Annotated in this window: 28 protein-coding genes and 1 tRNA gene; 17 read left to right on the top strand and 12 right to left on the bottom strand. The window is 49.0% G+C overall.

Going from position 1 to position 26,498, the window contains the following annotated elements:
• The 3 genes from HMPREF2608_RS11160 to pyrC form a co-directional block, all read left to right on the top strand.
• On the top strand, window positions 1-164 hold a 164-nt coding region (locus HMPREF2608_RS11160), incomplete at its 5' end, for a sulfurtransferase TusA family protein (protein ID WP_141761482.1).
• A gap of 12 nt (window positions 165-176) precedes the next feature.
• Window positions 177-770: an NMCC_0638 family (lipo)protein gene (locus tag HMPREF2608_RS07660; RefSeq protein WP_070734629.1), complete on the top strand. Its 594-nt coding sequence runs from the start codon at window positions 177-179 to the stop codon at window positions 768-770.
• A 97-nt stretch (window positions 771-867) separates the two neighbouring features.
• Window positions 868-1,902, top strand: coding sequence for a dihydroorotase (gene pyrC, locus HMPREF2608_RS07655; RefSeq protein WP_070734627.1), 1,035 nt, complete (start codon window positions 868-870; stop codon window positions 1,900-1,902).
• A gap of 134 nt (window positions 1,903-2,036) precedes the next feature.
• Here pyrC and HMPREF2608_RS07650 read toward each other — a convergent pair whose 3' ends face one another.
• Window positions 2,037-2,600 (bottom strand): RBBP9/YdeN family alpha/beta hydrolase, encoded by a 564-nt coding sequence (locus HMPREF2608_RS07650; RefSeq protein ID WP_049322739.1) that lies wholly within the window; start codon window positions 2,598-2,600, stop codon window positions 2,037-2,039.
• Between the two features lie 233 nt (window positions 2,601-2,833).
• Window positions 2,834-3,766 carry a sulfate adenylyltransferase subunit CysD gene (gene cysD, locus HMPREF2608_RS07645; RefSeq protein WP_084824612.1) on the bottom strand — a complete coding sequence of 311 codons (933 nt, stop codon included), beginning with the start codon at window positions 3,764-3,766 and terminating at the stop codon, window positions 2,834-2,836.
• A gap of 198 nt (window positions 3,767-3,964) precedes the next feature.
• Between cysD and HMPREF2608_RS07640 the strand changes: the two genes are divergently transcribed.
• Window positions 3,965-4,591, top strand: a complete 627-nt coding sequence (locus HMPREF2608_RS07640; protein ID WP_070826515.1) for a PAQR family membrane homeostasis protein TrhA — start codon at window positions 3,965-3,967, stop codon at window positions 4,589-4,591.
• A 58-nt stretch (window positions 4,592-4,649) separates the two neighbouring features.
• On the opposite strand, the gene HMPREF2608_RS07635 is transcribed toward HMPREF2608_RS07640, so the two are convergent.
• Complete coding sequence (locus HMPREF2608_RS07635) at window positions 4,650-6,080, bottom strand: alanine/glycine:cation symporter family protein (RefSeq protein WP_070826514.1); 1,431 nt, start codon at window positions 6,078-6,080, stop codon at window positions 4,650-4,652.
• Window positions 6,081-6,445: 365 nt separating this feature from the next.
• Here HMPREF2608_RS07635 and HMPREF2608_RS07630 point away from each other — a divergent pair, with 365 nt between their 5' ends.
• Complete coding sequence (locus HMPREF2608_RS07630) at window positions 6,446-7,174, top strand: YebC/PmpR family DNA-binding transcriptional regulator (protein WP_070826513.1); 729 nt, start codon at window positions 6,446-6,448, stop codon at window positions 7,172-7,174.
• Between the two features lie 59 nt (window positions 7,175-7,233).
• On the opposite strand, the gene HMPREF2608_RS07625 is transcribed toward HMPREF2608_RS07630, so the two are convergent.
• The 4 genes from HMPREF2608_RS07625 to tgt form a co-directional block, all read right to left on the bottom strand.
• Window positions 7,234-7,725 carry a disulfide bond formation protein B gene (locus tag HMPREF2608_RS07625; protein WP_070826512.1) on the bottom strand — a complete coding sequence of 164 codons (492 nt, stop codon included), beginning with the start codon at window positions 7,723-7,725 and terminating at the stop codon, window positions 7,234-7,236.
• Window positions 7,726-7,930: 205 nt separating this feature from the next.
• Window positions 7,931-8,329, bottom strand: a complete 399-nt coding sequence (locus tag HMPREF2608_RS07620; RefSeq protein WP_070607853.1) for a c-type cytochrome — start codon at window positions 8,327-8,329, stop codon at window positions 7,931-7,933.
• Window positions 8,330-8,452: 123 nt separating this feature from the next.
• The gene (hemH, locus tag HMPREF2608_RS07615; protein ID WP_070826511.1) at window positions 8,453-9,463 is read right to left on the bottom strand and encodes a ferrochelatase; all 1,011 of its coding nucleotides are present in this window, start codon (window positions 9,461-9,463) and stop codon (window positions 8,453-8,455) included.
• A gap of 85 nt (window positions 9,464-9,548) precedes the next feature.
• Window positions 9,549-10,664, bottom strand: a complete 1,116-nt coding sequence (gene tgt / locus HMPREF2608_RS07610) for a tRNA guanosine(34) transglycosylase Tgt (protein ID WP_070826510.1) — start codon at window positions 10,662-10,664, stop codon at window positions 9,549-9,551.
• A gap of 238 nt (window positions 10,665-10,902) precedes the next feature.
• Here tgt and HMPREF2608_RS07605 point away from each other — a divergent pair.
• From HMPREF2608_RS07605 to accD, 12 genes are all read left to right on the top strand, one after another.
• A tRNA-Val gene (locus tag HMPREF2608_RS07605) sits at window positions 10,903-10,979 on the top strand.
• A 52-nt stretch (window positions 10,980-11,031) separates the two neighbouring features.
• Window positions 11,032-12,945, top strand: coding sequence for a threonine--tRNA ligase (thrS, locus tag HMPREF2608_RS07600; protein WP_070826594.1), 1,914 nt, complete (start codon window positions 11,032-11,034; stop codon window positions 12,943-12,945).
• Window positions 12,946-12,962: 17 nt separating this feature from the next.
• Entirely contained in the window at window positions 12,963-13,484 is a 522-nt protein-coding gene (infC, locus tag HMPREF2608_RS07595; protein WP_079453677.1) for a translation initiation factor IF-3, read from the top strand.
• Between the two features lie 142 nt (window positions 13,485-13,626).
• A complete protein-coding gene (rpmI, locus tag HMPREF2608_RS07590; protein WP_003675505.1) occupies window positions 13,627-13,824 on the top strand; it encodes a 50S ribosomal protein L35 in 198 nt (65 codons plus the stop codon).
• A gap of 12 nt (window positions 13,825-13,836) precedes the next feature.
• Complete coding sequence (gene rplT, locus HMPREF2608_RS07585; RefSeq protein ID WP_003675502.1) at window positions 13,837-14,196, top strand: 50S ribosomal protein L20; 360 nt, start codon at window positions 13,837-13,839, stop codon at window positions 14,194-14,196.
• A gap of 248 nt (window positions 14,197-14,444) precedes the next feature.
• Window positions 14,445-15,437 carry a phenylalanine--tRNA ligase subunit alpha gene (gene pheS / locus HMPREF2608_RS07580; protein WP_070826509.1) on the top strand — a complete coding sequence of 331 codons (993 nt, stop codon included), beginning with the start codon at window positions 14,445-14,447 and terminating at the stop codon, window positions 15,435-15,437.
• Between the two features lie 54 nt (window positions 15,438-15,491).
• Window positions 15,492-15,803 (top strand): hypothetical protein, encoded by a 312-nt coding sequence (locus HMPREF2608_RS07575; protein ID WP_070826508.1) that lies wholly within the window; start codon window positions 15,492-15,494, stop codon window positions 15,801-15,803.
• A 130-nt stretch (window positions 15,804-15,933) separates the two neighbouring features.
• Window positions 15,934-18,297, top strand: a complete 2,364-nt coding sequence (pheT, locus tag HMPREF2608_RS07570; protein ID WP_070826507.1) for a phenylalanine--tRNA ligase subunit beta — start codon at window positions 15,934-15,936, stop codon at window positions 18,295-18,297.
• Window positions 18,298-18,411: 114 nt separating this feature from the next.
• A complete protein-coding gene (locus HMPREF2608_RS07565) occupies window positions 18,412-18,714 on the top strand; it encodes an integration host factor subunit alpha (RefSeq protein ID WP_003680933.1) in 303 nt (100 codons plus the stop codon).
• Window positions 18,698-19,045, top strand: coding sequence for a hypothetical protein (locus HMPREF2608_RS07560; protein ID WP_004519475.1), 348 nt, complete (start codon window positions 18,698-18,700; stop codon window positions 19,043-19,045). Before HMPREF2608_RS07565 ends, HMPREF2608_RS07560 begins: the two co-directional genes overlap by 17 nt.
• Window positions 19,046-19,371: 326 nt before the next feature.
• Window positions 19,372-20,157 carry a tryptophan synthase subunit alpha gene (trpA, locus tag HMPREF2608_RS07555; protein WP_070826506.1) on the top strand — a complete coding sequence of 262 codons (786 nt, stop codon included), beginning with the start codon at window positions 19,372-19,374 and terminating at the stop codon, window positions 20,155-20,157.
• A 75-nt stretch (window positions 20,158-20,232) separates the two neighbouring features.
• Complete coding sequence (gene accD, locus HMPREF2608_RS07550; protein WP_070826505.1) at window positions 20,233-21,099, top strand: acetyl-CoA carboxylase, carboxyltransferase subunit beta; 867 nt, start codon at window positions 20,233-20,235, stop codon at window positions 21,097-21,099.
• Window positions 21,100-21,162: 63 nt separating this feature from the next.
• On the opposite strand, the gene HMPREF2608_RS07545 is transcribed toward accD, so the two are convergent.
• The 5 genes from HMPREF2608_RS07545 to HMPREF2608_RS07525 form a co-directional block, all read right to left on the bottom strand.
• Window positions 21,163-21,609, bottom strand: a complete 447-nt coding sequence (locus HMPREF2608_RS07545) for a GatB/YqeY domain-containing protein (RefSeq protein ID WP_070826504.1) — start codon at window positions 21,607-21,609, stop codon at window positions 21,163-21,165.
• Window positions 21,610-21,706: 97 nt separating this feature from the next.
• Window positions 21,707-21,919 (bottom strand): 30S ribosomal protein S21, encoded by a 213-nt coding sequence (gene rpsU, locus HMPREF2608_RS07540; protein ID WP_003680926.1) that lies wholly within the window; start codon window positions 21,917-21,919, stop codon window positions 21,707-21,709.
• Between the two features lie 277 nt (window positions 21,920-22,196).
• On the bottom strand, window positions 22,197-24,044 hold the full coding sequence (locus tag HMPREF2608_RS07535) for a lytic transglycosylase domain-containing protein (RefSeq protein ID WP_070826503.1): 1,848 nt from the start codon (window positions 24,042-24,044) through the stop codon (window positions 22,197-22,199).
• Window positions 24,045-24,222: 178 nt separating this feature from the next.
• Window positions 24,223-24,690 carry an FxsA family protein gene (locus HMPREF2608_RS07530; protein WP_070826502.1) on the bottom strand — a complete coding sequence of 156 codons (468 nt, stop codon included), beginning with the start codon at window positions 24,688-24,690 and terminating at the stop codon, window positions 24,223-24,225.
• A gap of 167 nt (window positions 24,691-24,857) precedes the next feature.
• Entirely contained in the window at window positions 24,858-26,375 is a 1,518-nt protein-coding gene (locus HMPREF2608_RS07525; protein ID WP_349267273.1) for a polyamine aminopropyltransferase, read from the bottom strand.
• Window positions 26,376-26,498: the final 123 nt, after the last annotated feature.

Here is a 26,498-nt window from a genome sequence, read left to right as displayed (position 1 = left end):
AAAAAGCTTTAGCGCAAATGCAGGAGGGCGAAGTGCTGACCGTATTGGCCACCGATGGCGGCGCTCCAGGCGATTTTGAAGCGTTTTGCCGTCAGACCGGACATGTTTTGTTGGAATCGAGCGAGGCCGACGGCGTGTTCAAGCTGGTGTTGAAACACAAATAAAGGCCGTCTGAAATGTCTAAAGCCATCGCGTTGTCTGCCGCTGTATTGGCCGTCTGCCTGAGTGCATGCGGCAATGAAGGCGTTTCGCCGCAGAACGCTGCCGATTATGCCCAAAATGTAACCGACTTGTTCCGCCAAAGCTGTGTAGCCGCAGACGGCGATGCTGCCCTTGTCGGCGAGTTTGCCAATGCCAACAAACTGGTTTTATTGTCGAAAAAAGATATTGCCGATTTGCCTGCCGGAATGATTGATTTGGAGGCATTAAGCATTTGGAAAAAAACGGTAAACGGCGCGGATTATTATTTGAGCCTGACTGAAGACAGTTGTAGCGTGCGCACAGCTAAAGCCGACGACCATCTGATTTTCAAACAATTTTTGGCTTTGGCAGAAAATCCGCCGCAAGGTTTGAACGCTGAGTTGCGTGCCGATAATTTGGCGGAAACCCCGTTGCCTATGCGTCAGATTTCCTATGCATGGCGCGCGTCCGGCAGTCCGAAAGAAACCTTGTTGACTGTCAAAACAACGTCGTCCGAGCATTTTCCGGTACAGGCTGTTTTTTATTTGACCCATCATTCTTACGACAATAAGGCCGCCGTTTTACCTTAGATCAGTTGACGATTGAAATATCAAATCGATAGAAACCGTTACCGCCGAATAAAGGCCGTCTGAAACATTATCAAACCAAACCACTCGAAAGTAAGCTATGCAAACCCTGACCATCATCCGCCCCGACGATATGCACTTACACCTGCGCGACGGCGACGCGCTCAAAGCCGTTGCCCCGTACACCGCCCGACAAATGGGCCGCGCGGTTATCATGCCCAACCTGAAGCCGCCCGTTGTCAGCGTTGCCGATGCCAAAGCATACAAAGAGCGCATTATGGCCGCCCTGTCCGAAGGCAGCACCTTCCAGCCGTTGATGACGCTTTATTTGACCGATAATGCCACTCCCGAACTCGTGCGCGAAGCCAAGGCTGCCGGTATTGTGGCTTTCAAACTCTATCCGGCAGGCGCGACCACCAATTCCGATTCCGGCGTAACCGACTTGTTTAAGCTGATTCCCGTGTTGGAAGAAATGGCGAAACAGGGCATTTTGTTCTTGGTTCACGGCGAAGTGACCGATGCTGAAATTGATATTTTCGACCGCGAAGCCGCCTTTATCGAGCGCGTGATGAAGCCAGTTTTGGCGCAAGTGCCGAATCTTAAAGTCGTGTTTGAACACATCACCACTGCCGAGGCTGCCCGACTGGTATTGGAAGCCAGCGATAATGTGGCCGCGTCCGTTACGCCGCAACACTTGCTGCTCAACCGCAACGACCTTTTGGTCGGCGGCGTGCGTCCTCATCATTTCTGCCTGCCTGTACTCAAACGCGAAACCCACCGTCAGGCTTTGGTTGCCGCCGTTACCGGCGATAAGGCGCACAAATTCTTCCTCGGCACGGATTCTGCGCCACATGCCAAAACTGCCAAAGAAAATGCTTGCGGTTGCGCCGGTATGTTCAGCGCGATGACCGCCATCGAGCTTTATGCCGAAGTGTTTGAGAAAGCAGGCGCGTTGGACAAACTGGAAGCCTTTGCTTCTAAAAACGGCCCGCGTTTCTACGGTCTGCCTGAAAATTCCGATACCATCACATTGCTCAAACAAACGCAAACCGTACCTGCCAGCGTACCTTACGGCGATGGCGAGCTTGTACCGATGAGGGCCGGCGGCGAGATCGAATGGACGGTGCAATATTAAATTTGCCGTCAATGAGGCATAAAAAGAAACAACCTGCTTGAAAAGGCAGGTTGTTTTTTTATTGTTGTTCAGACGGCCTGTTATGGGGAGGAAAGACAGACAAGGCTGTCTGAAAACCGGATTATATTGTGCGTTTATTCGGTCAACATGGGTTTCAGCGCTTCCCAAGCCTGCGGCAGCTGGGTAAAGCCGTCTGAAGCCATCAAATGGCCGCCTTCGGGAATATGGGTAACAGGGCTTTTGAGTTTGGCCGCCATGTCCAAAGTCAGTTCGGGCGGAACATGGGTGTCGTTGTCGGAAACCAGGCAGTGTTTGGGCATGTCGATTTTGCGCAGGATGTCGAAATCGGGCGACGCTGCTTTAATGTAGGCATCGAGCGCAGGTAAGGGCGGCAGCGTATCGGCAAAACCTGCGGCAAGCAACAGGCCGCCGATTTTTTGCGGCTGTTGGCGGCTGAGGAAGTGAAGGAGGGTAATGCAGCCGAGGCTGTGGCCGACTAGGAAGGTATGGGCATCGGGCTTGCCAATGTGCTGGTCAAGGGTAAACTGCCACGCGGTCGTGCTTGGTTTGTCGGGATTGGGCATGGCGAGGGAGATTGCTTGTGCGCCGGTGCTTTTGATTTGGGCGCAAAGCCAGTCAAACCAGTTGCCATGCGGATTGCCTTCAAAGCCATGTACGATATAAACGCGTCGGTTCATGTTTCTCCTCCTTCAGACGGCCTGAGACTTTTGTCTAAATCTCTGCCTGAAAGTGTTTATTATACCATGTTTGTTTATGTTTTATTGTTTGTCGCTTGGTAAGGATTTTTAATTAAGCTTTTGTTGTTAAATGATATTTGCAAGAATAATAAAGCAAACAACACGGCAGGGGCGGATGGCTTTGCCGTGTTGTTCGGGTTTGAAATATATATGGGCCGTCTGAAAAAAACAGTTTAGAAATAGCCTTGTTTTTTGCGCTCTTCCATTGCCGCTTCCGATACGCGGTCGTCCATGCGTGTGGCACTTCGTTCGGAAATGGTCGCGGCGGCGGTTTCGGCAATGATGTCTTCGGGTGTGGCGGCGGTACTGGCAACAGGGCAGGTGCAGGAAATATCGCCGACAGTGCGGAAACGGACATCACGGATTTGGGCAATTTCGCCTTCGCGTTTTGGGGTCAACGGGGTAACGGGAACGAGCAGGCCGTTGCGTTCGACGACTTCGCGTTTGTGGGTGTAATAAATCGGCGGCAGGGCGAGTTTTTCGCGTGCGATGTATTGCCAGATGTCTAATTCCGTCCAGTTGGAAATCGGGAACACGCGCATGTTTTCGCCTTGGAACAGGCGCGTATTGTAGAGCGACCATAATTCAGGACGTTGGTTTTTAGGATCCCATTGGCCGAACTCGTCGCGGAAAGAGAAGATGCGTTCTTTGGCGCGCGCTTTTTCTTCATCGCGGCGTGCGCCGCCCATCAACGCATCAAAGCCTTGTTCCTCAATGGTTTCAACCAGCGTAATGGCTTGGGCGGCGTTGCGAGAATCGGTTTCGCGGCGCAAGACGACGCTTCCTTTACGGATGGATTCTTCTACGCTACCGACTACAAGTTGTACACCGGTGCGGGCGACCGTATCGTCGCGGAACTGAATCACTTCGGGGTAGTTGTGGCCGGTATCGACGTGCAGGAGTTTGAACGGCAGCTTCAGCGGGCGGCCTTTGACTTGGAAGGCTTTGACGGCAAGCGCCAGCAATACGACGGAGTCTTTACCGCCGGAAAACAGCAGGGCCGGGTTTTGGGCATTGGCAATCACTTCGCGGATAATGTAGATAGACTCGGCTTCGAGCCAGTCGAGGTGATGGTTTTGGATGGACATTTTTTCTCTCTTTGCAATCTTGGCGATAGTCGATACTTTAGTGAGGCCGTCTGAAAAAGGGAAAGAATGGTTTGTTTGTTGCAAAGATGTTTTTGTTATATTGCAAGGCCGTGTTTTTCAGACGGCCTTTGCGCTTTAACTTATTTTTAAACCGATTTCTCTGACGAAGCCTCTGTCTTCGCGTACACTTTGGTTTTTTAGAAATGAGAATGGTTTATGTATCACGGCGAGAGATTTAATGCTTACAGCCATTTGGCCGGTTTCTTGTTGGCAGTGGCGGCCTTGGTGCTGATGCTGGTGAAAGCGGTAGAGTCGGCGGACGGCTATCGGATTGCCGGTGCACTGACTTACGGAGTTTGCCTACTGCTTCTGTATTTGGGCTCAACCTTATACCACAGCATTCCACAGCCGAAGGCCAAGGCAATTTTGCAAAAGGTCGATCATTGCATGATTTATCTTTTGATTGCAGGCAGCTATACGCCGTTTACGCTGATTACCCTTCACGGCGGCTGGGGCTGGTCGCTTTTCGGCGTGTCGTGGGGGCTGGCTTTGCTGGGCATTGTTCAGGAGCTGACGATTGGACGCAAAAGCGAGAAACGGCTGCTGTCGATGGTGATTTATGTGTTGATGGGCTGGCTGATTGTGGTGGCGGTATGGCCACTGATACAGTCGCTTTCGGCAGGCGGATTATTTTGGCTGGTGTTGGGCGGCGGATTGTATAGCGCGGGGATTTATTGGTTTATCAACGATACGAAAATCCGCCACGGCCACGGTATCTGGCACTTGTTTGTCTTGGCAGGTAGTTTGACGCAATTTATCAGCATTTATTTTTATGTGTTGTAGTTTCAGACGGCCTGAAATAAAAAACCTCTCAGGTTGACTGAGAGGTTTTTGTTTGTCGTTAACCTGGGTTTTTGTCGTGAAATTCGTGGAATTCATAATTGTAGGTCAACTCTTTGCCGGCTTTGGTTTGCGCCAGATAATCGTCGTAAACCGCACGGATTTCCTTACGCAGCAGGAAGAGGGCGATTAAGTTCGGCAAGACCATAAAGCCGTTGAACATATCGGACATACTCCAAACCAAATCCACTTTGCCCAATGTACCCAATACGATGGCCACCAAAACCAGTGCGCGGTAAATGCCCAAGTGTTTGCCGCGGAACAGGAAGCGGATATTGGATTCGCCGAAGTAGTACCAGCCGATGATGGTGGTAAAGGCGAAGAAGGTCAGACAGACGGCGAGCAGTTGCGAACCGAAACCCGGGAAGGCCTTGTTAAACGCCAGTTGGGTAACCGCAGCGCCGGTTTCGCCGGACAGGTTGGCATCGGTCAGCAGGATAATCAGCGCGGTTGCCGTGCAAACCATCAGTGTATCGATAAAAATACCGATAAACGCGGCCATACCTTGTTGCACAGGGTGTTTGACGTTGGCGGTCGCATGAGCGTGCGGGGTCGAACCCATACCGGCTTCATTGGAAAACAGGCCGCGTGCCACACCGAAGCGGACTGCCTCGCGCATACCGATACCGGCTGCACCGCCCAATACCGCTTCAGGATTAAAGGCGGCGACAAAGATGCTGTGGAACATCGGGATGATGTGGTCGGAGAATTTGAACAAAATAATCACGGCACACAAGATGTAAATCACCGCCATAAACGGCACGACAAATTGCGCGATACCGGCAATGCGGTTGATGCCGCCGATGATGATCAGGCCGGCGAATACCGCCAAAGCAATGCCGACAGCCATCGGGGGAATATCGAAAGCCAAATTCATGGCCGAAGCGATGGAATTGGATTGGGTTGCGTTGCCGATGAAGCCCAGCGCGATAATCAAGGCAATGGAGAAAAAGCCGGACAGGAAACGTGCCGCGCCCCGGCCAATTTTCGGGGTCAGGCCGTGCGTAATGTAAAACGCAGGGCCGCCGATGTATTTGCCGTGGCTGACCACGCGGTATTTTTGCGCCAAAACGGCTTCTGCAAAAATGGTAGACATGCCCAAAATGGCAGACAACCACATCCAAAAAATGGCACCCGGGCCGCCGGCAGTAATTGCAGTGGCGACACCGGCAACGTTACCGGTACCGATTTGCGCGGAAATCGCCACGGCAAGTGCTTGAAATTGAGACAGGGATTTGCCTTCGTGGTCTTTGTCTTTTTTGCTGAACAAGCCGCCGAAAACGGATTTGAAACCCGCCCCTAATTTGGTCACTTGCGGTGCTCCTAAGTACAGGGTAAAAAACAGGCCGATGCCGATTAAGGCATAAATCAGCAGGTAGTCCCAAAGAACCTGATTGACTGCACCCACCAGAGCAGACAATATTTCTTCCATAATAAAACCTTTAATAAAAACAATAAAAATAAAATGATACGGGTAACTACTCCCACTCATTTTTCGCGGTTGGCAATATCGGCGAGCAGGCCGTTTTGCCATTCGATACCGGTTAAGTTGTTAACAATTTTGACCGATTTTGTCATCATACCGTAAACCTTCGTGAATTAAAACGAAAAACTGACTAAGGTTTGCCGTAAATGTGCTTCTTTATTTAAAAAGGGTTTCTTTGTTTTCAGACGGCCTGTTTTTGCAAATGTTTGGGCCGTCTGAATATTTTGGCTAAAGGCAACTTATGATAAAATGCACGCCTTACAAATGAAGCAAATTCCGCCTCAACGCGTGAAAAAACGAAAGGAATCAACATGGCAGGCCATAGTAAGTGGGCAAATATCCAACACAAAAAAGCCCGACAAGATGCCAAACGCGGCAAAATCTTTACCCGTCTGATTAAAGAGATTACCGTTGCTGCCCGCATGGGTGGCGGCGATCCCGGCGCAAACCCGCGCCTGCGCCTGGCTTTGGAAAAAGCCGCTGAAAACAATATGCCTAAAGACAACGTGCAACGTGCCATCGATAAAGGTACGGGCAATCTGGAAGGCGTGGAATACATCGAGTTACGTTACGAAGGCTACGGCATCGGCGGCGCGGCTTTGATGGTGGACTGTCTGACCGACAACAAAACCCGTACCGTTGCCGATGTGCGCCATGCGTTCACTAAAAACGGCGGTAACTTGGGTACCGACGGCTGCGTAGCGTTCAACTTCGTTCATCAAGGCTATTTGGTGTTTGAACCGGGCGTTGACGAAGATGCGCTGATGGAAGCGGCTTTGGAAGCCGGTGCGGAAGACGTCATCACTAACGACGACGGTTCCATCGAAGTGGTTACCGCGCCAAACGACTGGGCCGGTGTAAAATCGGCTTTGGAGGCGGCAGGTTATAAATCTGTTGACGGCGACGTTACCATGCGCGCCCAAAACGAAACTGAGTTGAGCGGCGAAGATGCGGTTAAGATGCAAAAACTGATTGACGCATTGGAAGATTTGGACGACGTACAAGATGTTTACACTTCTGCCGTGTTGAATTTGGAATAATAGTTTAAAGAACAAAAGGCCGTCTGAAATTTCAGACGGCCTTTTTATATCGAAACCAATCAGATTTTTCTGGTTTTCAACCAAGCCCAAAACAGCAGCAATACCACGAAGCTGAAATACAAAATACTCCACACCGGCAGGGCAACGCCGAATAGATAGTCCGGCTCGGCGCAGTTGCCAAAGCCGCGGACGATGGGTTCAAACCAATCGAACAAAGGCCAGTCGCGCAGGCGGAAGGTCCAAGGTGCGCCGCAAGAAGGGGCGGTGCCGGGCGGCAGGCTTTGCAGCCAAATTTGATAGGCGGCGACACCGGCGCCGTAAACGGCCGGGGCGGCAATCAATAATGCCGAGAGCGAGCGGGCAAATTTGGAAGATTGAGAACTGAATGCCGTAACAATGGCCAACAGTCCGACACCCAATACGCACAAGCGTTGCAGGATGCACAATACGCACGGATTCATGCCCAAAACGTATTGGGAAATAAAGGAGCCGCAGGCGGCAAATATGGAGAGGACGACTAGAAATAAAACAGTCTTGCGGAAAAAGTTCATAACAGAAAACCTTTCAGACGACCTGGACGCAAAACAGCCGTTAAATAATGTTTACTTTAACACAAAACGCATATGCTTTTTTTGGTTTGACGGTTTTTTGCGTATGTTTGTTGATGTTGCGTAACCATAAATATAGAAACGAAAATGTGTTCCGTATCGAAAAGGCCGTCTGAAATGTTCAGACGGCCTTTAGGGGAGAGACGTTTTATTTTTTCCCGTGAGATTTTTTGACATCTGCTTCAGTAATCGTACCGCCGCCATTATTGAAGGCGTTCATGATGTAAGTGGCAACGGCGGCAACATCGGCATCATTGATGGCGGTAGAAGGCATGAAGCCGTTGTAGGATTTGCCGTTTACTTTAATCGGGCCGTTGATGCCTTTGGTCATGCTTTGCAACAGCACTTGCGGTTTTTTATTGATATAGTCGGACTGGAATAAAGGTGGGAACATGGCACCCCGACCTTCACCTTTTTTACCGTGGCAGGCAGCGCAGTTGGTTTCGTAAATTTTTTGTCCTTTGCTCATCAACGCGGCATCAGCGGCAAAAGCGGTTGGGATACTGAGTGCGGTCAGAAGGAGCAAGATAGGGCGGAGTGCAGTCATGATGTGTTCCTTTTTGAGTAGTGTTGTTTTTGATGGCTACACGCTTGGTTTGCGTTTTAATAGCTTGATGATAACGCTAAAGGCCGTCTGAAAGTGGATTTTTCAGACGGCCTTTGGTTTAGGTCAAATCCAGCCTTGCAGATTGGCCCGACTTAATTGTGCAAGTGCGGCAATCCAGTCGGCGGAATCGTTGAGGCAGGGGATGTAACGGTATTCTTTGCCGCCTGCGGCGTGGAATTGTTCGCGTCCCATAATGGCGATTTCTTCCATGGTTTCGAGGCAGTCGGCCAAGAAGCCGGGGCAGAATACGTCGAGTTTGGTTGTGCCTTGTTTCGGCAGCTGGTCAAACAGGGATTGCGTGCTGGGCTTGACCCATTGGGATTTGCCAAACTGGCTTTGGAAAGAAACGATGTATTCTTGTTCGGCCAAGCCCAATGCCTGCGCCAGCAGTTTGGCAGTATGGTGGCACTCGTCAGGATAGGGGTCGCCGTAGTCATGATGCTTTTGCGGAATGCCGTGGAAACTCAACATCAGTTTTTCGCCGCGTCCGTTTTGGGCCCAATAGGCTTCAATATGCTGCTTCATGGCTTGAATATAGGCGGCATCGTCGTAATAACGGGAGACGGTGCGGACGCTCATTTGGTTGCGTTGCAGCAATAACTCTTGAAACACTTTGTCCAAAGCCGCGCCGGTAGAAGAACCGGCATATTGCGGATAGAGCGGAATGACCAGCAATTTGCCCACGCCTTGGGCTTTGAGTTCCGCCAAAACATCGGCAACGCTTGGGTTGCCGTAAGTCATGGCATGACGGACGATGACATCGGGCAAATGTTTGGCCAGGGCTTCTGCTTGGCGACGTGTGTAAACCTCAAGCGGCGAACCTTCTTTAAACCAAACTTTTTCATAGGCATGCGCGCTTTTTTTTGGACGAAAAGTCAATACCAAGCCGCGCAATATCGGTTGCCATAGGAGCTTGGGCAGTTCGACAACGCGTTGATCAGACAGAAATTCTTTCAAGTAAGGCTTGACTGCGGCAGCAGTGGGCGCATCAGGCGTGCCGAGGTTGAGCAGCAGGACGGCGGTACGGTTTTGTGCGGTGTAGGCTAAGGGAGGTTCGGTATGGAAACGGGACATGATTGTGCTTTATTAATAAAGAATATTGAGGCCGTCTGAAAAACAGTTTGAATTAAAACCTGATTTCAGACGGCCTTTAAAAGGATTAATCCACACCGCGGGCGCGGTTTTCATGGAATTGCGCCTGCCAATCGGCAAACTTACCTTGTTCGATGGCTTCGCGCATTTCTGCCATGATGACTTGGTAGAAGTGCAGGTTGTGGATGGTGTTGAGCTGTGCGCCCAAGATTTCGCCGACACGGTGCAGATGATGCAGGTAGGAGCGGCTGAAATTCTGACAGGCGTAGCAGGTACAGCTTTCATCAATCGGACGCTTGTCGAGTTTGTGTTTGGCGTTTTTGATCTTCAAATCGCCAAAACGGGTAAACAGCCAGCCGTTACGCGCATTGCGGGTAGGCATAACGCAGTCGAACATATCCACGCCCTGTGCTACGCCGTACACCAAGTCTTCAGGCGTGCCGACGCCCATCAAATAATGTGGTTTGTGTTCCGGCAGGATAGGGCCGACAGCGCGCAACATACGGTACATTTCGGGCTTAGGTTCGCCAACGGACAAGCCGCCGATGGCTAAGCCGGGGAAGTCGAGCTCTTCCAAACCTTTCAGCGATTCTTCACGCAAATCTTCATACATCGCGCCTTGTACAATGCCAAACAGCGCATTTGGGTTTTTCAGGTCTTCAAAAGCCTTTTTGCTTCGTTCCGCCCAGCGCAGGCTCATTTGCAGCGATTTTTGCGCTTGGCTGTGCGTTGCTTCTCCAGGGGTGCATTCGTCCAACTGCATCACGATGTCAGAATTCAACACAGTTTGGATTTTCATCGACACTTCGGGCGAGAGGAACAGTTTGTCGCCGTTGATCGGGCTTTGGAATGTGCAGCCTTCTTCGGTCAGCTTGCGCATGTCGGACAACGAAAATACTTGAAAACCGCCCGAGTCGGTCAAAATCGGCTTATCCCAACCTATAAATTCGTGCAGGCCGCCGAATTGTTCGATGACTTCCAAACCTGGGCGCAGCCACAGATGGTAAGTGTTGCCTAAGATGATTTGTGCTTTGATGTCATGCAGGTTTTGCGGGTTCATTGCTTTGACCGAACCATATGTGCCGACCGGCATAAATACCGGCGTTTCGATTTTGCCGTGGTTCAGTTCCAAAGTGCCGCGTCGGGCATGACCGTCTTTTTTGTGCAAGGTAAATTTGAGCATAGTAATAATAGATTGGACGTTCGCGTGTGTGCGAAATGAAAGGGCAGATTATAAAGGATTTTTCGTTGGTTGACGGCTGGATTTTATCTTTGTCAAAACAATGCTTCAGACGGCCTGAATGACGGAGGAGATAGAATAATGAGGTATAAATCAAACAAAAATATTCAGTCCGTCTGAAAAGTATTTACAGATGCTTGCAAAAGGGAACACGCTTCGTTACAATAAGCGACTTAGATGAAGGCACATAGCTCAGTTGGTTAGAGCACCACCTTGACATGGTGGGGGTCGTTGGTTCGAGTCCAATTGTGCCTACCAAATTTCCATAACGGCTTTATGCCGTTATTTTTTAATGTTTTGGAGCTTTCTGATGTTGAACATTACCTTGCCGGACGGTTCGGTCCGCCAATATGAATCACCCGTTACCGTGGCGCAAATTGCAGCGTCTATCGGTGCAGGTCTGGCAAAGGCAACGGTAGCGGGCAAGGTTAACGGTAAATTGGTGGATGCTTGCGATCCGATTACTGAAGATGCTCATGTTCAAATCATTACGCCAAAAGACAAAGAAGGCGTGGAAATTATCCGCCACTCCTGCGCGCACTTGGTCGGTCATGCGGTCAAGCAGCTCTACCCTGATGCCAAAATGGTTATCGGCCCGGTCATTGAAGACGGGTTCTATTACGATATTGCGACTGAAAAACCATTTACGCCTGATGATATGGCCGCTATCGAAGCGCGCATGAAGGAGTTGATTGCACAAGACTATGACGTCATTAAAGTGATGACGCCTCGTGCAGAAGTCGTCAAAATTTTCCAAGATCGCGGCGAAGAGTACAAATTACGTCTGATTGAAGACATGCCTGAAGTGGAAGCAATGGGTATGTATCATCATCAAGAATACGTCGATATGTGCCGCGGTCCTCACATTCCCAATACCCGTTTCTTGAAAAACTTTAAGCTGACCAAACTGGCAGGTGCATACTGGCGCGGCGACAGCAATAATGAAATGTTGCAACGTATTTACGGTACGGCTTGGGCAAGTAAAGACGAACTAAAAGCCTATATCCAACGCATCGAGGAAGCGGAAAAACGCGACCACCGTAAGCTGGGTAAACAATTGGATTTGTTCCACCTGCAAGATGAAGCACCGGGCATGGTGTTCTGGCATCCTAAAGGCTGGGCTTTGTGGCAAGTGATTGAGCAGCATATGCGCAAAGAACTGAATGCTGCTGGTTATAAAGAGGTGAAAACACCTCAGATTATGGATAAAACCTTCTGGGAAAAATCTGGCCACTGGGAAAACTATAAAGACAATATGTTCGTGACCAGTTCCGAAAAACGTGAATACGCGGTTAAACCGATGAACTGTCCGGGTCATGTACAAATTTTTAATAACGGCTTGCGCTCATATCGCGATTTGCCAATGCGTTTGGCCGAGTTCGGTTCTTGCCACCGCAATGAACCAAGCGGTGCGTTGCATGGTCTGATGCGTGTTCGCGGTTTTGTGCAGGATGATGCGCACATCTTCTGTACCGAAGATCAAATCGTTGATGAAGCACGTGCATTCAATGAATTGCTTGTTCGCATTTACAGACAATTCGGCTTCCATGATGTTGCTGTGAAGTTGTCCCTCCGCCCTGAACAACGTGCAGGTTCTGACGAAGTCTGGGATAAGGCCGAACAAGGTTTGCGTGATGCATTGACCGCTTGCGGTGTAGAGTGGGAAGAATTGCCTGGCGAAGGCGCATTCTATGGTCCTAAGATTGAATATCATGTCAAAGATGCCTTGGGTCGCTCTTGGCAGTGCGGTACCCTGCAGTTGGACTTCGTATTGCCGGAGCGTTTGAATGCCGAATATGTAACTGAAAACAACGACCGTGCGCGTCCTGTAATGTTGCACCGTGCTATTTTGGGTTCGTTGGAGCGCTTCATCGGTATTCTGATTGAAAACCATGCAGGCTCATTCCCATTGTGGCTTGCTCCGGTTCAAATGGTGATTATGAATATCACCGAGAACCAAGCAGATTATTGTCGCGAAGTGGCTGCCAAATTGCAGGCGGCAGGCTTCCGTGTCGAATTGGATTTGCGTAACGAAAAAATCGGTTACAAAATCCGCGACAATAGCCAATACCGTTTCCCTTATCAAATCGTTGTCGGCGATAAAGAGAAACAAGAAAACAAAGTTGCGGTACGCCGCAAAGCAGAAGACTTGGGTTCTTTGAATGTAGATGATTTTATTGCGCAATTGCAGCAAGAAATCACTGATGCCCTCGTCAATCATTAATTTTTATAGGAGTATTCATCATCGCTCAAGAACGCGAAGCACGAATCAATGGTGAAATTACCGCCAAAGAAGTGCGATTAATCAGTGAGTCAGGCGATCAGCTTGGTGTCGTTTCAGTTCGTGAAGCTCTGGCTATGGCCGAAGAGCAAGATGTCGATTTGGTAGAAATTTCCCCGACTGCCAAACCGCCCGTATGCAAACTGATGGATTACGGTAAATACAAATACCAACAAGCCAAGAAGCGCGACGAAGCCAAGAAAAACCAAAAGCAGGTACAAATTAAGGAAATTAAATTCCGTCCGGGTACTGATGAAGGCGACTATCAAATCAAGATGCGCAACATCAACCGTTTCCTCGCCGATGGTGACAAAGTCAAAGTGACATTGCGTTTCCGCGGTCGTGAGATGGCCCACCAACAATTGGGCGCCCAACTGCTTGAACGCGTAAAAGAAGAGTTGGCTGAAGTGGCACAAATCGAGTCCTTCCCTAAAATGGAAGGCCGCCAAATGGTGATGATGATTGCGCCTAAGAAAAAATAAAGCTATAATGCAAGGCTTATTTCGATTGCCGCTCGGAATAAGGTTTAATTAGCGGCAAAAACCGTGGTATTTTGGGATACAAGTGTTTGAAATTTATTTCAAAACCCCTTATACCTTATCTAATAACGAATGGAGTTTTCCAATGCCTAAAATGAAAACCAAGTCTAGCGCGAAAAAACGCTTTAAAGTACTGGGTAACGGTGGTGTGAAACGCGGTCATGCGTTCAAAAGTCATATCCTGACCAAAAAAACCACTAAAACTAAACGTCAATTGCGCGGCACCGCTATGGTGGATTCACGCGATTTGGCTTCTGTTGCTAAAATGTTGCCCTACGCTTAAGGAGTTTAGAATATGCCACGCGTAAAACGCGGTGTTACCGCTCGTGCTCGTCACCAAAAAGTCTTCGCGTTAGCCAAAGGCTACCGCGGTCGTCGTAAAAACGTTTACCGTGTTGCCAAACAAGCGGTAATGAAAGCCGGTCAATACGCATACCGTGACCGTCGCCAACGCAAACGTCAATTCCGTCAACTGTGGATCGTTCGTATCAACGCAGGTGCCCGTGAAAATGGTCTGTCTTACAGCAAATTCATGAACGGCCTGAAACGCGCTGCTATCGAAATCGACCGCAAAGTATTGGCTGATTTGGCTGTATTCGACAAAGCTGCATTTGCACAATTGGTTGAAAAAGCTAAAGCTGCTTTGGCTGCTTAATTCGATAAGATTATTTAAAAAGGAAGCTTATGCTTCCTTTTTTCTTTTCTTAAAGAAATCCTATGTAGTTGATTTTCTTTCTTTAAACTCTATTTTTTTATACTAATTTGCGATAAAATAGGCCTCTCTTATCAAACGGATTGGCCGCAGTAAGACAAAAGGCCGTCTGAACGGGTTTGCAATCAAATCCAACAGACGGCTTTGTTGTTTCAGACGGCCTGCCATCAACAAACAGACGATAAACCACTATGGAAAATGTAAACCGTATCGTTGCAGAAGGTATTGCCGCTATTGAAGCCGCGCAAGACTTCAATGCCTTAGAACAAATTAAAGCACGCTATCTTGGTAAAACCGGCGAATTGACCGGACTTTTGAAAACTTTGGGTCAAATGTCTCCTGAAGAGCGTAAAACCATAGGCGCGCACATCAACGAATGCAAAAATCAGTTTCAGACGGCCTTTAATGCCAAACGCGATGCCCTGAATGAAGCCAAACTGCAAGCTCAATTGGCTGCAGAAGCCTTGGATATTACTTTGCCGGGTCGTGCGCAAGAACATGGCGGTTTGCATCCAGTTACTTTGACTTTGCAACGTGTGGTCGAGCTGTTTCACGGTATGGGTTTTGAAGTGGCGGACGGCCCTGAAATCGAAGACGATTTCCATAATTTCCAAGCCTTGAATATTCCTGCAAATCACCCAGCGCGTGCGATGCAAGATACTTTCTACGTTGAAAACGGTGACGTTTTGCGTACACACACTTCGCCTATTCAAATCCGCTATATGCTCGACAAAAAAGAACCGCCTATCCGTATTATTGCTCCCGGCCGCGTTTACCGTGTGGACAGTGATGCCACTCACTCGCCTATGTTCCATCAAGCCGAAGGTTTGTGGGTGGAAGAGGGAGTAACTTTTGCCGACTTAAAAGCAGTGTTCACTGACTTTATCCGTCGCTTCTTTGAACGCGATGATCTGCAAGTACGGTTCCGTCCGTCTTTCTTCCCGTTTACCGAGCCTTCTGCCGAAATCGACATTATGGGCGAAAACGGCAAATGGTTGGAAGTCGGCGGTTGCGGTATGGTACATCCTAACGTGTTGAAAAATGTGAATATTGACTCTGAAAAATATACCGGTTTCGCTTTCGGTATCGGTCTCGACCGCTTTGCCATGTTGCGCTACAACGTCAATGACCTTCGCTTGTTCTTCGATAATGATTTGAACTTTTTGAAGCAGTTTGCAAAATGATCGTGCAGGTTGTCTAAAAATGAAAAAGCAGTCTGCACCGCAGAAAGCTAAATCATGAAACGCTATATTGCCCCATCCGTTTGCTATACGCTTGCTTTTGCATTGTGGCTTCTGTCCATATATTGCGAAAATCGTGCTTTGGCGTTAGCCGATTTGAAAATTATGACCGGCGACGATATGGAAGGTGCAATAAGGTGGTCGAATTATGGATCTGCCGCGTTTGTTGTATCCTGTTTTGTCACCGTGATCGGCAGTTGGTTGATGCCGTGGTTCAAAAGGTGGGAGCGTGTGGCGTTTACAGTCAGTGTCACCTTAGGCTATGCCTTGTTGGCGTGGTTTGTAACAATATTTATTGTTTTTACTTAAGGTTTGAAAAGGCTACCTGAAAGCAACGCCCCCAACAAAGTTAAAAAGCAGCCTGTGCTCCTAAATAAACAGGTCGTCTGAAAACAAAATCTGATAAAACAAAAGTTAATTAGTTAATTGAGAACATAACATGCAATTCTCCTACTCATGGCTGAGAACCCAAGCCAATCCTGATCTTTCTGCCGATAAACTGGAACATCTTTTGACCATGGCCGGTTTGGAAGTGGAAGAAATCGATACTGCCGCCCCTGCTTTTAGTGGCGTGGTTGTTGCCGAAGTAAAATCCGTTGAAAAACACCCTGATGCAGACCGTTTGAACGTTACCCAAGTTGATGCCGGTACGGGCGAGTTGGTTCAGATTGTTTGTGGTGCGCCGAATGTCAAGCCGGGAATTAAAGTGCCGTGTTCCTTGCCGGGTGCAGTCTTGCCGGGTAACTTTAAAATTAAGCCGACTAAAATGCGCGGCGTACCATCAAACGGTATGCTGTGTTCGACCAATGAACTGGGTTTGCCAGATGATGGTGTAGACGGTCTGCACATTCTGCCTGAAGATGCGCCTGTCGGTACCAATATCCGCGAATACTTGGATTTGGACGATACGTTGTTTACGTTGAAAATTACGCCTAACCGCGCTGATTGCTTGAGTGTTAAGGGCATTGCGCGTGAGGTTTCTGCGTTGACTCAATGTGCGTTTACGCCTGTTGAAATTCAGACAGCCTCTATCGGCAGTGAGAAAAAACAGGCTGTCCGTATTGATGCACCGGCCGACTGCGGTCGTTTTATCAGCCGCGTTATTGAAAATGTTAATGCGAAAGCGGCTACTCCTGATTGGATGAAACAACGTTTGGAACGCAGCGGTATCCGCAGCATTTCCGCATTGGTGGACATCGGCAACTATGTCATGCTGGAAATCGGTCAGCCTATGCATGTTTTCGATGCTGACAAGCTGTCAGGCAGTTTGATTGTCCGCCGTGCTCAAAATGGCGAGACTTTGGCGTGTCTGAACGAGAAGACGGTTACTTTGGCTGACAATACACTGGTGGTCGCTGATGAAAAAGGTGCGTTGAGCTTGGCTGGTTTGATGGGCGGCGAGGCAAGCGCGGTTTCTGATGAGACACAAAATATTGTGTTGGAAGCTGCTTGGTTTGCTCCGGAGATTATTGCCGGTAAATCCCGTCAATACGGTTTTGGCTCGGATTCTTCTTTCCGTTTTGAACGTGGCGTGGACTACCGTTTGCAAGCTGATGCCATTGAGCGTGCCACCGAATTGGTGTTGCAGATTTGCGGTGGTGCAGCCGGTGAAATGGTTGAGGCACAAGGAAAATTGCCCGAGGCAAAACAGGTCGAATTGCGTTTAGGCCGTCTGAAAACGGTATTGGGCGTTGAAATCCCTGCCGAGCAAGTCGAAATTATCTTGCAACACTTGGGTTTGCAGCCTGAGAAAACTGCAGAAGGCTTCCGTGTCACTTCTCCTAGCTTCCGTTTCGACATCGAAATCGAAGCCGATTTGATTGAAGAAATCGGCCGCGTTTACGGTTATGAAAATATTCCTGACGACTATACTTCAGGCCGTCTGAAAATGTTGGCTTTGCCTGAAACCAAACGTCCGCGTTTTGCGGTTTATAACGAAATGGCGGCTCGCGGTTACCGCGAAGTGGTCAGCTATGCGTTTGTGGATGAGCAATGGGAGCAAGACTTTGCTGCCAATACTAATCCTATCCGCCTGCAAAATCCGTTGGCGGCTCAGTATGCCGTCATGCGTTCTACGCTTATCGGCGGTTTGGTGGAAGTTTTGCAAAACAATTTGAACCGTAAGCAAAACCGCGTACGCGTATTTGAAATTGCCCGTGTGTTCAGCAAAGATTCGGCTGATCAATTTGTTCAAAACGAACGTATCGGCGGTTTGTGGTATGGCTCCGTGTTGCCTGAGCAATGGGGTGAGAAAACACGCAACGTAGATTTCTACGATATGAAAGCCGATGTTGAGAGCCTTTTGAAAAACAAGGAAGTATCCTTTGTTAAGAACGAACATCCGGCATTGCATCCTGGACGTGCCGCCAATATTGTTTCAGGCGGCCGAGTAGTTGGTTTTGTTGGCGAGTTGCATCCGAAATGGCTGCAAAAATATGATTTGCCACAAGCGCCACTGGTATTTGAAATCGATATGGATGCGGTATTGGGTCGTGAGAAAACCCGTTATCAGTCTGTATCCAAATTCCAACCTGCACGCCGAGATTTGGCATTTGTAATGCCTGAAGCTGTGACGCATGATGATTTGTTAAATGCCCTGAAAGCGGCGGCGAACAAGCTGGTTCAAGAAATCAGCGTGTTTGACGTTTACCGCGGTACGGGCGTGCCTGAAGGAATGAAGAGCGTTGCCGTCAAAATCATTTTGCAAGATATGGAAAACACGCTGACAGATGAAGTCATCGAGCCTTTGGTGGCGAAAATGATTAAAGCGGCAGCCGAAAAAGACGCACAGCTTCGCGCTTAAAATAAGATAAAAGTTGTCGCCAAAAATCACCAATAATATTTGATTTTTTGGTGAGGACTTGATTTTTAAAAGAATTTTGGTAATAATTGCACCAGTTTGAATGAAGGTAAACACATGACACTAACTAAAGCAGAATTGGCTGATATTTTGGTCGACAAAGTCAGCAACGTCACCAAGAATGATGCCAAAGAAATCGTCGAGCTCTTTTTTGAAGAAATCCGCAGCACTTTGGCGCGTGGTGAAGAAATTAAAATTTCCGGTTTCGGTAATTTCCAATTGCGCGACAAACCTCAACGCCCAGGCCGTAACCCTAAAACAGGCGAAGAAGTGCCGATTACCGCACGCCGTGTGGTAACTTTCCATGCCAGCCAAAAACTCAAAGGCATGGTGGAGCATTACTATGACAAACAACAATAATCCGGTTATTCCTGCCAAGCGTTATTTTACGTTGGATGAGATGTGCCAATTGGTGCAAATCAGCCCGGCTCAGTTTGCCCAATGGCAACATGAAAATAATGTTGTGATTGGATACGGTGGCGATCGATATACGCGCTCAGATGTAGTTAAGTTATTGAAACTGAAAGATACATTTGAACCGTATATTGATACGTTCAGCCGTGGTGCTTTGGATGCAAACGGCAATCCTGCCGCCAATGCAGAAGAAGTCCGTCATGGTCTGACGCAGATTTTGTCTGATTTGGAGCGTCATCTGGGTTCTGAACAACAAAACCACCATGTCGAGCTGTAATCGATAGGGAAATTTTGATCAAAAGTGCGAAGGCATACAAAGATTTGCATAATTGATTCTAATAAAGGCTGTTTGAATGATTTTCAGACGGCCTTTATTGTTTTTTATTGCTTTTAAAATATCAGAATCTTGATTGCAAATGATTCTATGAAATAGCCGTAAATGTTATACTTAGCCTCTTGTTTGCCGATTGAGAAGAAACAGTCATTAGATAATGCGGATAAATGCCGCTTTTTCATGGCAGACTGAGGTTTTTAAAACAAATGTAACGGCAGAATAAACAGGTTGTCGGACAACATTCAAATCGATGAAATGGATAGCAGAAAATGAGCAGAATCCAACAAACTTTTTCAGCGCTCAATGGCGCAAAAGCACTGATTCCTTATATTACGGTGGGTGATCCCAGCCTTGAGACAACCTTGGCATTGATGCATAGCCTGGTGGCTAATGGTGCTGATATTTTGGAACTGGGTGTGCCGTTTTCTGACCCGATGGCGGATGGTCCGACCATTCAGCGTGCAGCCGAAAGGGCGTTGGCAAATCATGTTTCTTTGCACGACGTATTGGAAACAGTACGTTTGTTCCGCCAAACCAATAATAAAACGCCGATTGTGTTAATGGGCTATTTGAACCCAGTACATAAAATGGGTTATCAAGCGTTTGCGCAAGCGGCTGCCGAAGCAGGCGTAGATGGCGTATTGACTGTGGATTCTCCTGTAGAAACCATTGCTCCTTTACATGAGTCGCTGAAAGCGCAAGGTATTGATTGTATTTTCCTTATTGCGCCAACAACAACTGAGGAGCGTATTCAAACGATTGCCAAAGTGGCCGGCGGTTTTGTGTATTATGTATCGCTCAAAGGCGTGACCGGTGCGGCAAGTTTGGATACTGAAGAAGTTTCGCGTAAAATAGAGCTTTTGCGCAAATACATCGATATTCCGATCGGTGTCGGCTTCGGCATCAATAATGCGGAGAATGCGCGTAAAATTGGTGCGGTAGCGGATGCCGTTATTGTCGGCAGCCGTATCGTCAAAGAGATTGAAAGCCACGCAGGTAGCGAGGCCGAAGCGGTAGGCGTGTTGGTTAAAGAGTTGAAAGACGCGATTCGCTAATATTTTTTATTCCATTGTTTCAGACGGCCTTATATTCAACGGGCCGTCTGAATTCTGAATCCTAAGGAGTCATTCATGAGCTGGCTAGATAAAATTCTTCCTCCGAAAATTAAAAACCGAAGCAGTTCGTCCAGCGTCCCTGAAGGTCTGTGGCACAAATGTCCGTCTTGTTCGGCAACGGTTTACTCAACCGAGTTGAAACAAAACAGCGAAGTCTGCCCAAAATGTAATCATCACAATCCGCTTTCTGCGCGCGAACGTTTGGACCTGCTTTTGGATGAAGAAGGCCGTGAAGAGATTGCAGCCAATATTAAACCGACCGACCCGCTGAAATTCAAAGACAGCAAAAAATATCCCGACCGCCTCGCAGCTGCGCGTAAAGCAACTGGCGAAGACGATGCATTGGTTGTTATGAAAGGCACCATGAACGGCCTGCCTGTCGTTGTGGCTGCGTTTGAATTCCGTTTTATCGGCGGCTCTATGGGTTCGGTCGTGGGTGAGCGTTTCGTTCAGGGGGTACGTCGTGCCGTTGCAGATAATTGTTCGTTTATTTGCGTGGCGGCTTCCGGTGGTGCGCGTATGCAGGAAGGGATTAACTCTTTGATGCAGATGACGAAGACCAGCGCGGCTTTGCATTTGCTGACTGAAAAACGTCTGCCGTTTATTTCCGTATTGACCGACCCAACCATGGGCGGTGTATCTGCCAGCTTTGCCTTCTTGGGCGATGTGGTTTTGGCAGAACCGAATGCGCTGATTGGTTTTGCAGGTCCACGCGTTATTGAGCAGACTGTACGTGAAACCTTGCCGGAAGGTTTCCAACGTGCAGAATTCTTGTTGGAGAAGGGGGCAATCGACCAAATCGTCGATCGCCGTTCCATGAAAAAACGTATCAGCGATTTGATTACTTTGTTGCGTCATGAAGGTAAAGTAACTGCTGCTTGATTGGCACAATAAGAAAGGCCGTCTGAAAATAATATTTCAGACGGCCTTTTTGATTATTGAGGATTAAGCAGTCAATGCGGTTTTCAAAACCTTGTTGACTTCGCCCATGTCGGCTTTGCCAGCCAGGCGGGTCTTCAATACGCCCATGACTTTGCCCATATCGGCCATGCCTGATGCACCAATTTCTGTAATGACTGCTTCAACGACAGTCTTGATTTCTTCTGCGGACATCATTTGCGGCAGGTAGCGGTTGAGGATGTCGATTTCCGCGTTTTCTTTGTCAGCCAAATCTTGACGGCCGGCTTCAGTGTAGATTTTGGCGCTGTCTTTGCGCTGTTTCACCATCTTGGTCAGGATAGAGATGACTTTTGCGTCATCGGCTTCGGTACGCTCATCTACTTCAAATTGTTTGATGGCGGCATTAATCAGGCGGATGGTGCTTAAAGACACTTGGTCTTTGGCGCGCATGGCGGTTTTCATGTCTTCGGTTAATTGTGTTTTTAGGCTCATAATGTTCTCACTTTATATAAAAAATGCCGTCTGAAAAACAAAACACACCGCAAAGCTGCCCTTGCGGTGTGTCGTTTATCACAGGGCAGGCCTGTAATTAGTACATTTTAGGAGGCAGTTGTTGGCTGCGCAGACGTTTTTGCAGACGTTTAGCTGCAGCAGCTTTTTTGCGTTTGCGTTCGGTAGTTGGTTTTTCGTACGCTTCACGGGCGCGCAGTTCGGTCAACAGACCGGTTTTTTCTACGGCACGTTTGAAACGACGCATGGCAACTTCAAATGGTTCATTCTCTTTAACACGAATAGCAGGCATTTTATTTCCTTTAAATTTTGTTCAATCAAACCGTTTTAAGAAATAGAGGACGGTTTGTCATAATGGGAGAGTTGTTGTATCGCTGGTTTGCCTAGGGCAGGGCGGGATACGCGCCGTGATGTAAACATCACCTCCTAACAAGTCGGCTTTTGCCGTGCAAGTGACCTTTGCGGTCAGAAACAATCGGGCGATTATCTTATAAACCCGATAGTCTGTCAAGGTTTCAGGCCGTCTGAACGTTTGATTCTGTCGCACTTTTCAGACGGCCTATCGGGTATTAATAACGGCCGGGAACCGTACCCATACGTTGTTTCAACGAAGTTTGCGGTTCGTTGAACAATGACGCGTAATAAGTCGCGTTGGTCATGACTTTTTTCACGTAGTCGCGGGTTTCGGTAAATGGGATGGTTTCGGCGTAAATCGCGCCTTCTAAAGGCGAAGAAGCCTGCCAGTTGCGGGCGCGGCCTGGGCCGGCATTGTAGCCTGCGGTGGCCATCACTTCGTTATTTTGCAGGCGGCGTTTGGCATCTGCCATGTACCAAGTACCCATGCGGATGTTGCCGTCCATGGTGTAGAGTTCGCTGCTGCTCATGCCGATTTTGCCGGCGATTTCGCGGGCGGTCGCAGGCATGACCTGCATCAGGCCTTGTGCGCCGACGCTGGATTGAGCGCCCATGACAAAGCGGCTCTCTTGGCGAATCAAACCGTAAACCCATGCAGGGTCAACGCCTGCCTGTGCGGCATAGCGGACGGTCAGGTCTTTAAACGGAGAGAGGTAGCGCAGTTTGTAGTTGAGCTTGTGGTCGGTACGGTCTGCGCTGTTGATTGCCATGTCGTAGAATTGGTTGTCAAAAGCGACTTGCGCGGCAGTCAGCAGGTTGTCTTCGTTGAAATCGCGGGTGGCAAAACGCCATTCTGCCTGTGCCTGACGGCGCATTTTGGAGTCGCCGTTGCTTTGGCTGTTTTTAAACAGAACCAATGCGCGTTTGATGGTACCGTCTTCGCTCATGCGGCGGACGTCTCTGGCATCGGCATCGGAAACGTTGTTGTGCGTATTGATGCGGCGGCCCAGCTCTTCACCTGCCAATACTGCGTAGAAATTGCGGCCGGAAGCGGCGGCTTTTTCGTACATTTCTTTGGCTTGGCTGCCTTTGCCTTGTGCGGCAAAGCTGCGACCCAGCCAATATTGCCATGTCGGGTCTTTTTGCAGTTTTTCAGGCATATGCTGAATTACGCTTGCCAATTCGTCCCAACGTTGCAGGCGCAAAGCGGCGCGTGCGTACCATTCCAATTGTTCGTCGGTCAGTTGCTTGCGGTCGGAAACGCGGCCGTAGTAGCTCAAAGCAGTCGGCATGTTTTGGCTTTGTGCATGGTAGTGGCCCAATACGCCCCATGCGAAGCTGCGTTGTTCGCGGCTGAGGCCTGATTCCATGTCGGACAGGGTAGCGGCGGCAGAAGCGGATTTGCGTGCATCTTTGCCGATTACGCTCAACAGGCTATATTCGGTCGCACCTTGCGCGCCACCTTCAAACGGGCTGCCCAATGCGGCGGCGAGGTTGCGTGCATCCGTGGTTTGGCTGTTGCTCAACAAGCCGCGCACGCGACGCCATGCGTCGTTGGTGTTCAGACGGCCTGAAGCTGCCGCGCTTTCAACTAAGCGGGTACAGCCGGCAGGCAGTTTGCCGGTCACGCGAACCAGCTCGGCGGCTTTGCTGTAATTGCCGCTGCTCAAATCGGCATAACATTGCACTTCTTGTGCGACGCCGGCGGCGTTCAATTTGCCGAATTCTTGACGGAATAAATCCCACTGGCCGTGTGCGCCCAAGGTTTTCAGCCATTCGTTGCGGACGTTTTCAGTCATTGCGCTGTCGCTGGCTTGGGATAAAAATTGTTGAACCCAAGCATCGTCGCCGCGTTTGGCGGCATCGATGGCGCTTTGGTATTGGCTGTAATCGGACAGGACTTTGGATTCGCTGTCGGCGCGGCGTGAAGGAATAGAAGTGGATTTAGGCTGAACGACGGTTTCAGTTTTCGAAGCAGTCGGTGTGTTTTGGGTGGCGCACGCCGATAAAACAGCGGCGGTAATCAAGCTGAGGGAGAGAGGGAAAAGACGTTGAACGTTCATTGGGTACCGTGTCGTTTTTAGAATCAAAATAGCTACTTATTTTAAATGATTTATGCGGAATAACCGAATTACAAACCGATATTTACATTTTCAAAGCCTGGAAATGACGAAGGCCGTCTGAAATAGGAAACACTTTTGAGGTATTCCTAATTCAGACGGCCTGTTATGAAGGCAGTCGTCAATCGGGTTTGTGTTCGATATAGTCTTGCGGTTTGTCGGCTTTGCTGGTGCGCGTAACCGTGTATTCGCCTTCGATAATGTCTTCATCCTCTTTGGCGGAGCTATAAGTCTGACGGCTTTGGAAAGACTGCGCAGAAGAAACGGTCGCATTGCCTTTAAACGGAATCAGCAAGAGCAGGGCAACGGCGGTTGAAATAAAACCGGGACTGAGCAGGAAAACCGCGGCGGCGGTATAGCGAATCGGCCACAGCATCTGATAGAGGGAAATGTTTTGGCCACTGCGGACGGCTGCGCCTGCGAGCAAAAGGCCGGAAATGCCGGTATGGCGCAGCATAAAGATACCGCTGATAAAGCTGACAGCCATCACAAACAGCGTCCAGCCGCCACCTATCCAGTCGGCAACCCAGACGATGGACATGATTTCCAAAAAGATTAAAACCAAAAAACCGATTCCAAAATACTGCATAAGAGTTTGTTCCTTCATTCAACGGATAGTGTCGATTGTGTTCTATCTAGATAAAGATAAACCTTATTTTTTCAAGCAAATGCTGTGTGAAAAAGGGTAAACGGGCGATGAGGCCATCTGAACGGGGATAAAAAGAAGACAGATGTTTCAGACGGCCTTTAGATATTCTATCGCATCACATTGTTCCAATCGCTTTCAAAATAACTGACGAGAATTTGGTTGTTTAAATAATTTGCTTCCACCTTGCGCCTTGCCATATCAGGCGGAAAACGGAACATTTCGGCAACGGTCTGGGCATTGAGATAGCGGGTGGGTACGTCGAATTTTTGCGGAATGGGGAAGTTTTGGTCAAGCCCTGCCAACACAAATCCCCATTCTCCAAAGGAAGGGACGTAGACATGATAGGGTGCGGTATTCAACTTGGCCGCTTCGAGGGTGGCAACGACCGACCAGTAGGCATTAGGGGCGAAATAAGGCGAAGTCGATTGCACAACAATCTTGCCCTGCGGCTCAAGATGACGGGCAACGAGGCGGTACATGGGGACGGAGTAGAGTTTGCCCAGCGAGAAATTGGACGGGTCGGGTAGGTCGATGATGATAACGTTGAATTTTTCAGACGACCCTTCCAGCCATTTGGCGGCATCGTCGTTGACGATGTGCATTTTGGGATGGGACAGCGAGCCTTGGTTGAGCGCGCTCAAGGTGGCGGAGGTTCTAAAAGTGGCGGTCATGTCGGGGTCGAGATCGACCAAAGTAACATTTTTGACCTGCGGATATTTTAAGACTTCACGTGCCGCCAATCCGTCGCCGCCGCCGAGAATCAGGACGCGTTCTGCATTGGGAACCATCTGCATGGCAGGCAGAACGAGTGCTTCATGGTAACGGGCTTCGTCGCGTGAGGAGAATTGCAGGTTGCCGTTGATGTAGAGGCGGGTGTCGTCTTTCCAGCGTGTCACGACCAGCCGTTGGTAGGGTGAATGGCTTTGATAGACGACGGGATCGCCGAAATAGCTTTGTTCGGCTTTAAAGGAAATACGGTCGGCGTAGATGAAGAGCGTAATGAGCACGGTCAATACGATAAACGCACGCGTACGGATGGCGTGATAGCGGGGTAATTCGGATTTGAATACGCGGGCGGTCAGATAGGCGACGGCGGCGTTGAAGATGCCAAACAACAAGGCGGAACGCGCCATGCCGAGTTTGGGGGCGAGCAGGAGCGGAAATAATAACGAGACGGCAAGTGCGCCCAAGTAGTCGAAAGTCAATACTTTGGAAACGAGTTCTTTAAATTCCGCACCTTTTTGGTTTAACACGCGCATGACTAAAGGAATTTCCATGCCGACAACCATGCCGACAATCAGTACAAAAGCGTAGAGCAGGGTGCGGAACGGGGCGGCGGATAAACCGAAGGCCACAAATAATGCCAGTGCGGAAATGCCGCCGATGATGCCGACCAGAAGTTCGATTTCGATAAAGCGGTGCAATACGTCTTTATCTTTGATGTATTGGGTCAGGTGGGCGCCGATACCCATTGAAAACAGATAAAGCCCGATGACGGAGGAAAACTGTAAAATACTGTCGCCCAAAAGATAGCTTGCGAGCGCGGCGATGATGAGCTCGTAAGCGAGGCCGCAGCTGGCGACGATAAAAACGGAGATGATGAGGGTGCGGTGGGCGTTCATGATGACGTTTTTGTTGCTTGAGTGTGGGCAATGTAATGATTTTTAAGGTGGGCTGCAAGTTTAATTATAGGATGTAGAAAAGGCCGTCTGAACAAATTGTTTCAGACGGCCTTTAATCTGTCAGAC

Origin of the sequence: Neisseria sp. HMSC064D07 (assembly GCF_001837185.1) — a bacterium.
Classification (GTDB): Bacteria; Pseudomonadota; Gammaproteobacteria; order Burkholderiales; family Neisseriaceae; genus Neisseria; species Neisseria flavescens_C.
The sequence above is the reverse complement of the archived record's forward strand: the minus strand, read 5'-3'. Positions and strand labels throughout refer to the sequence as shown.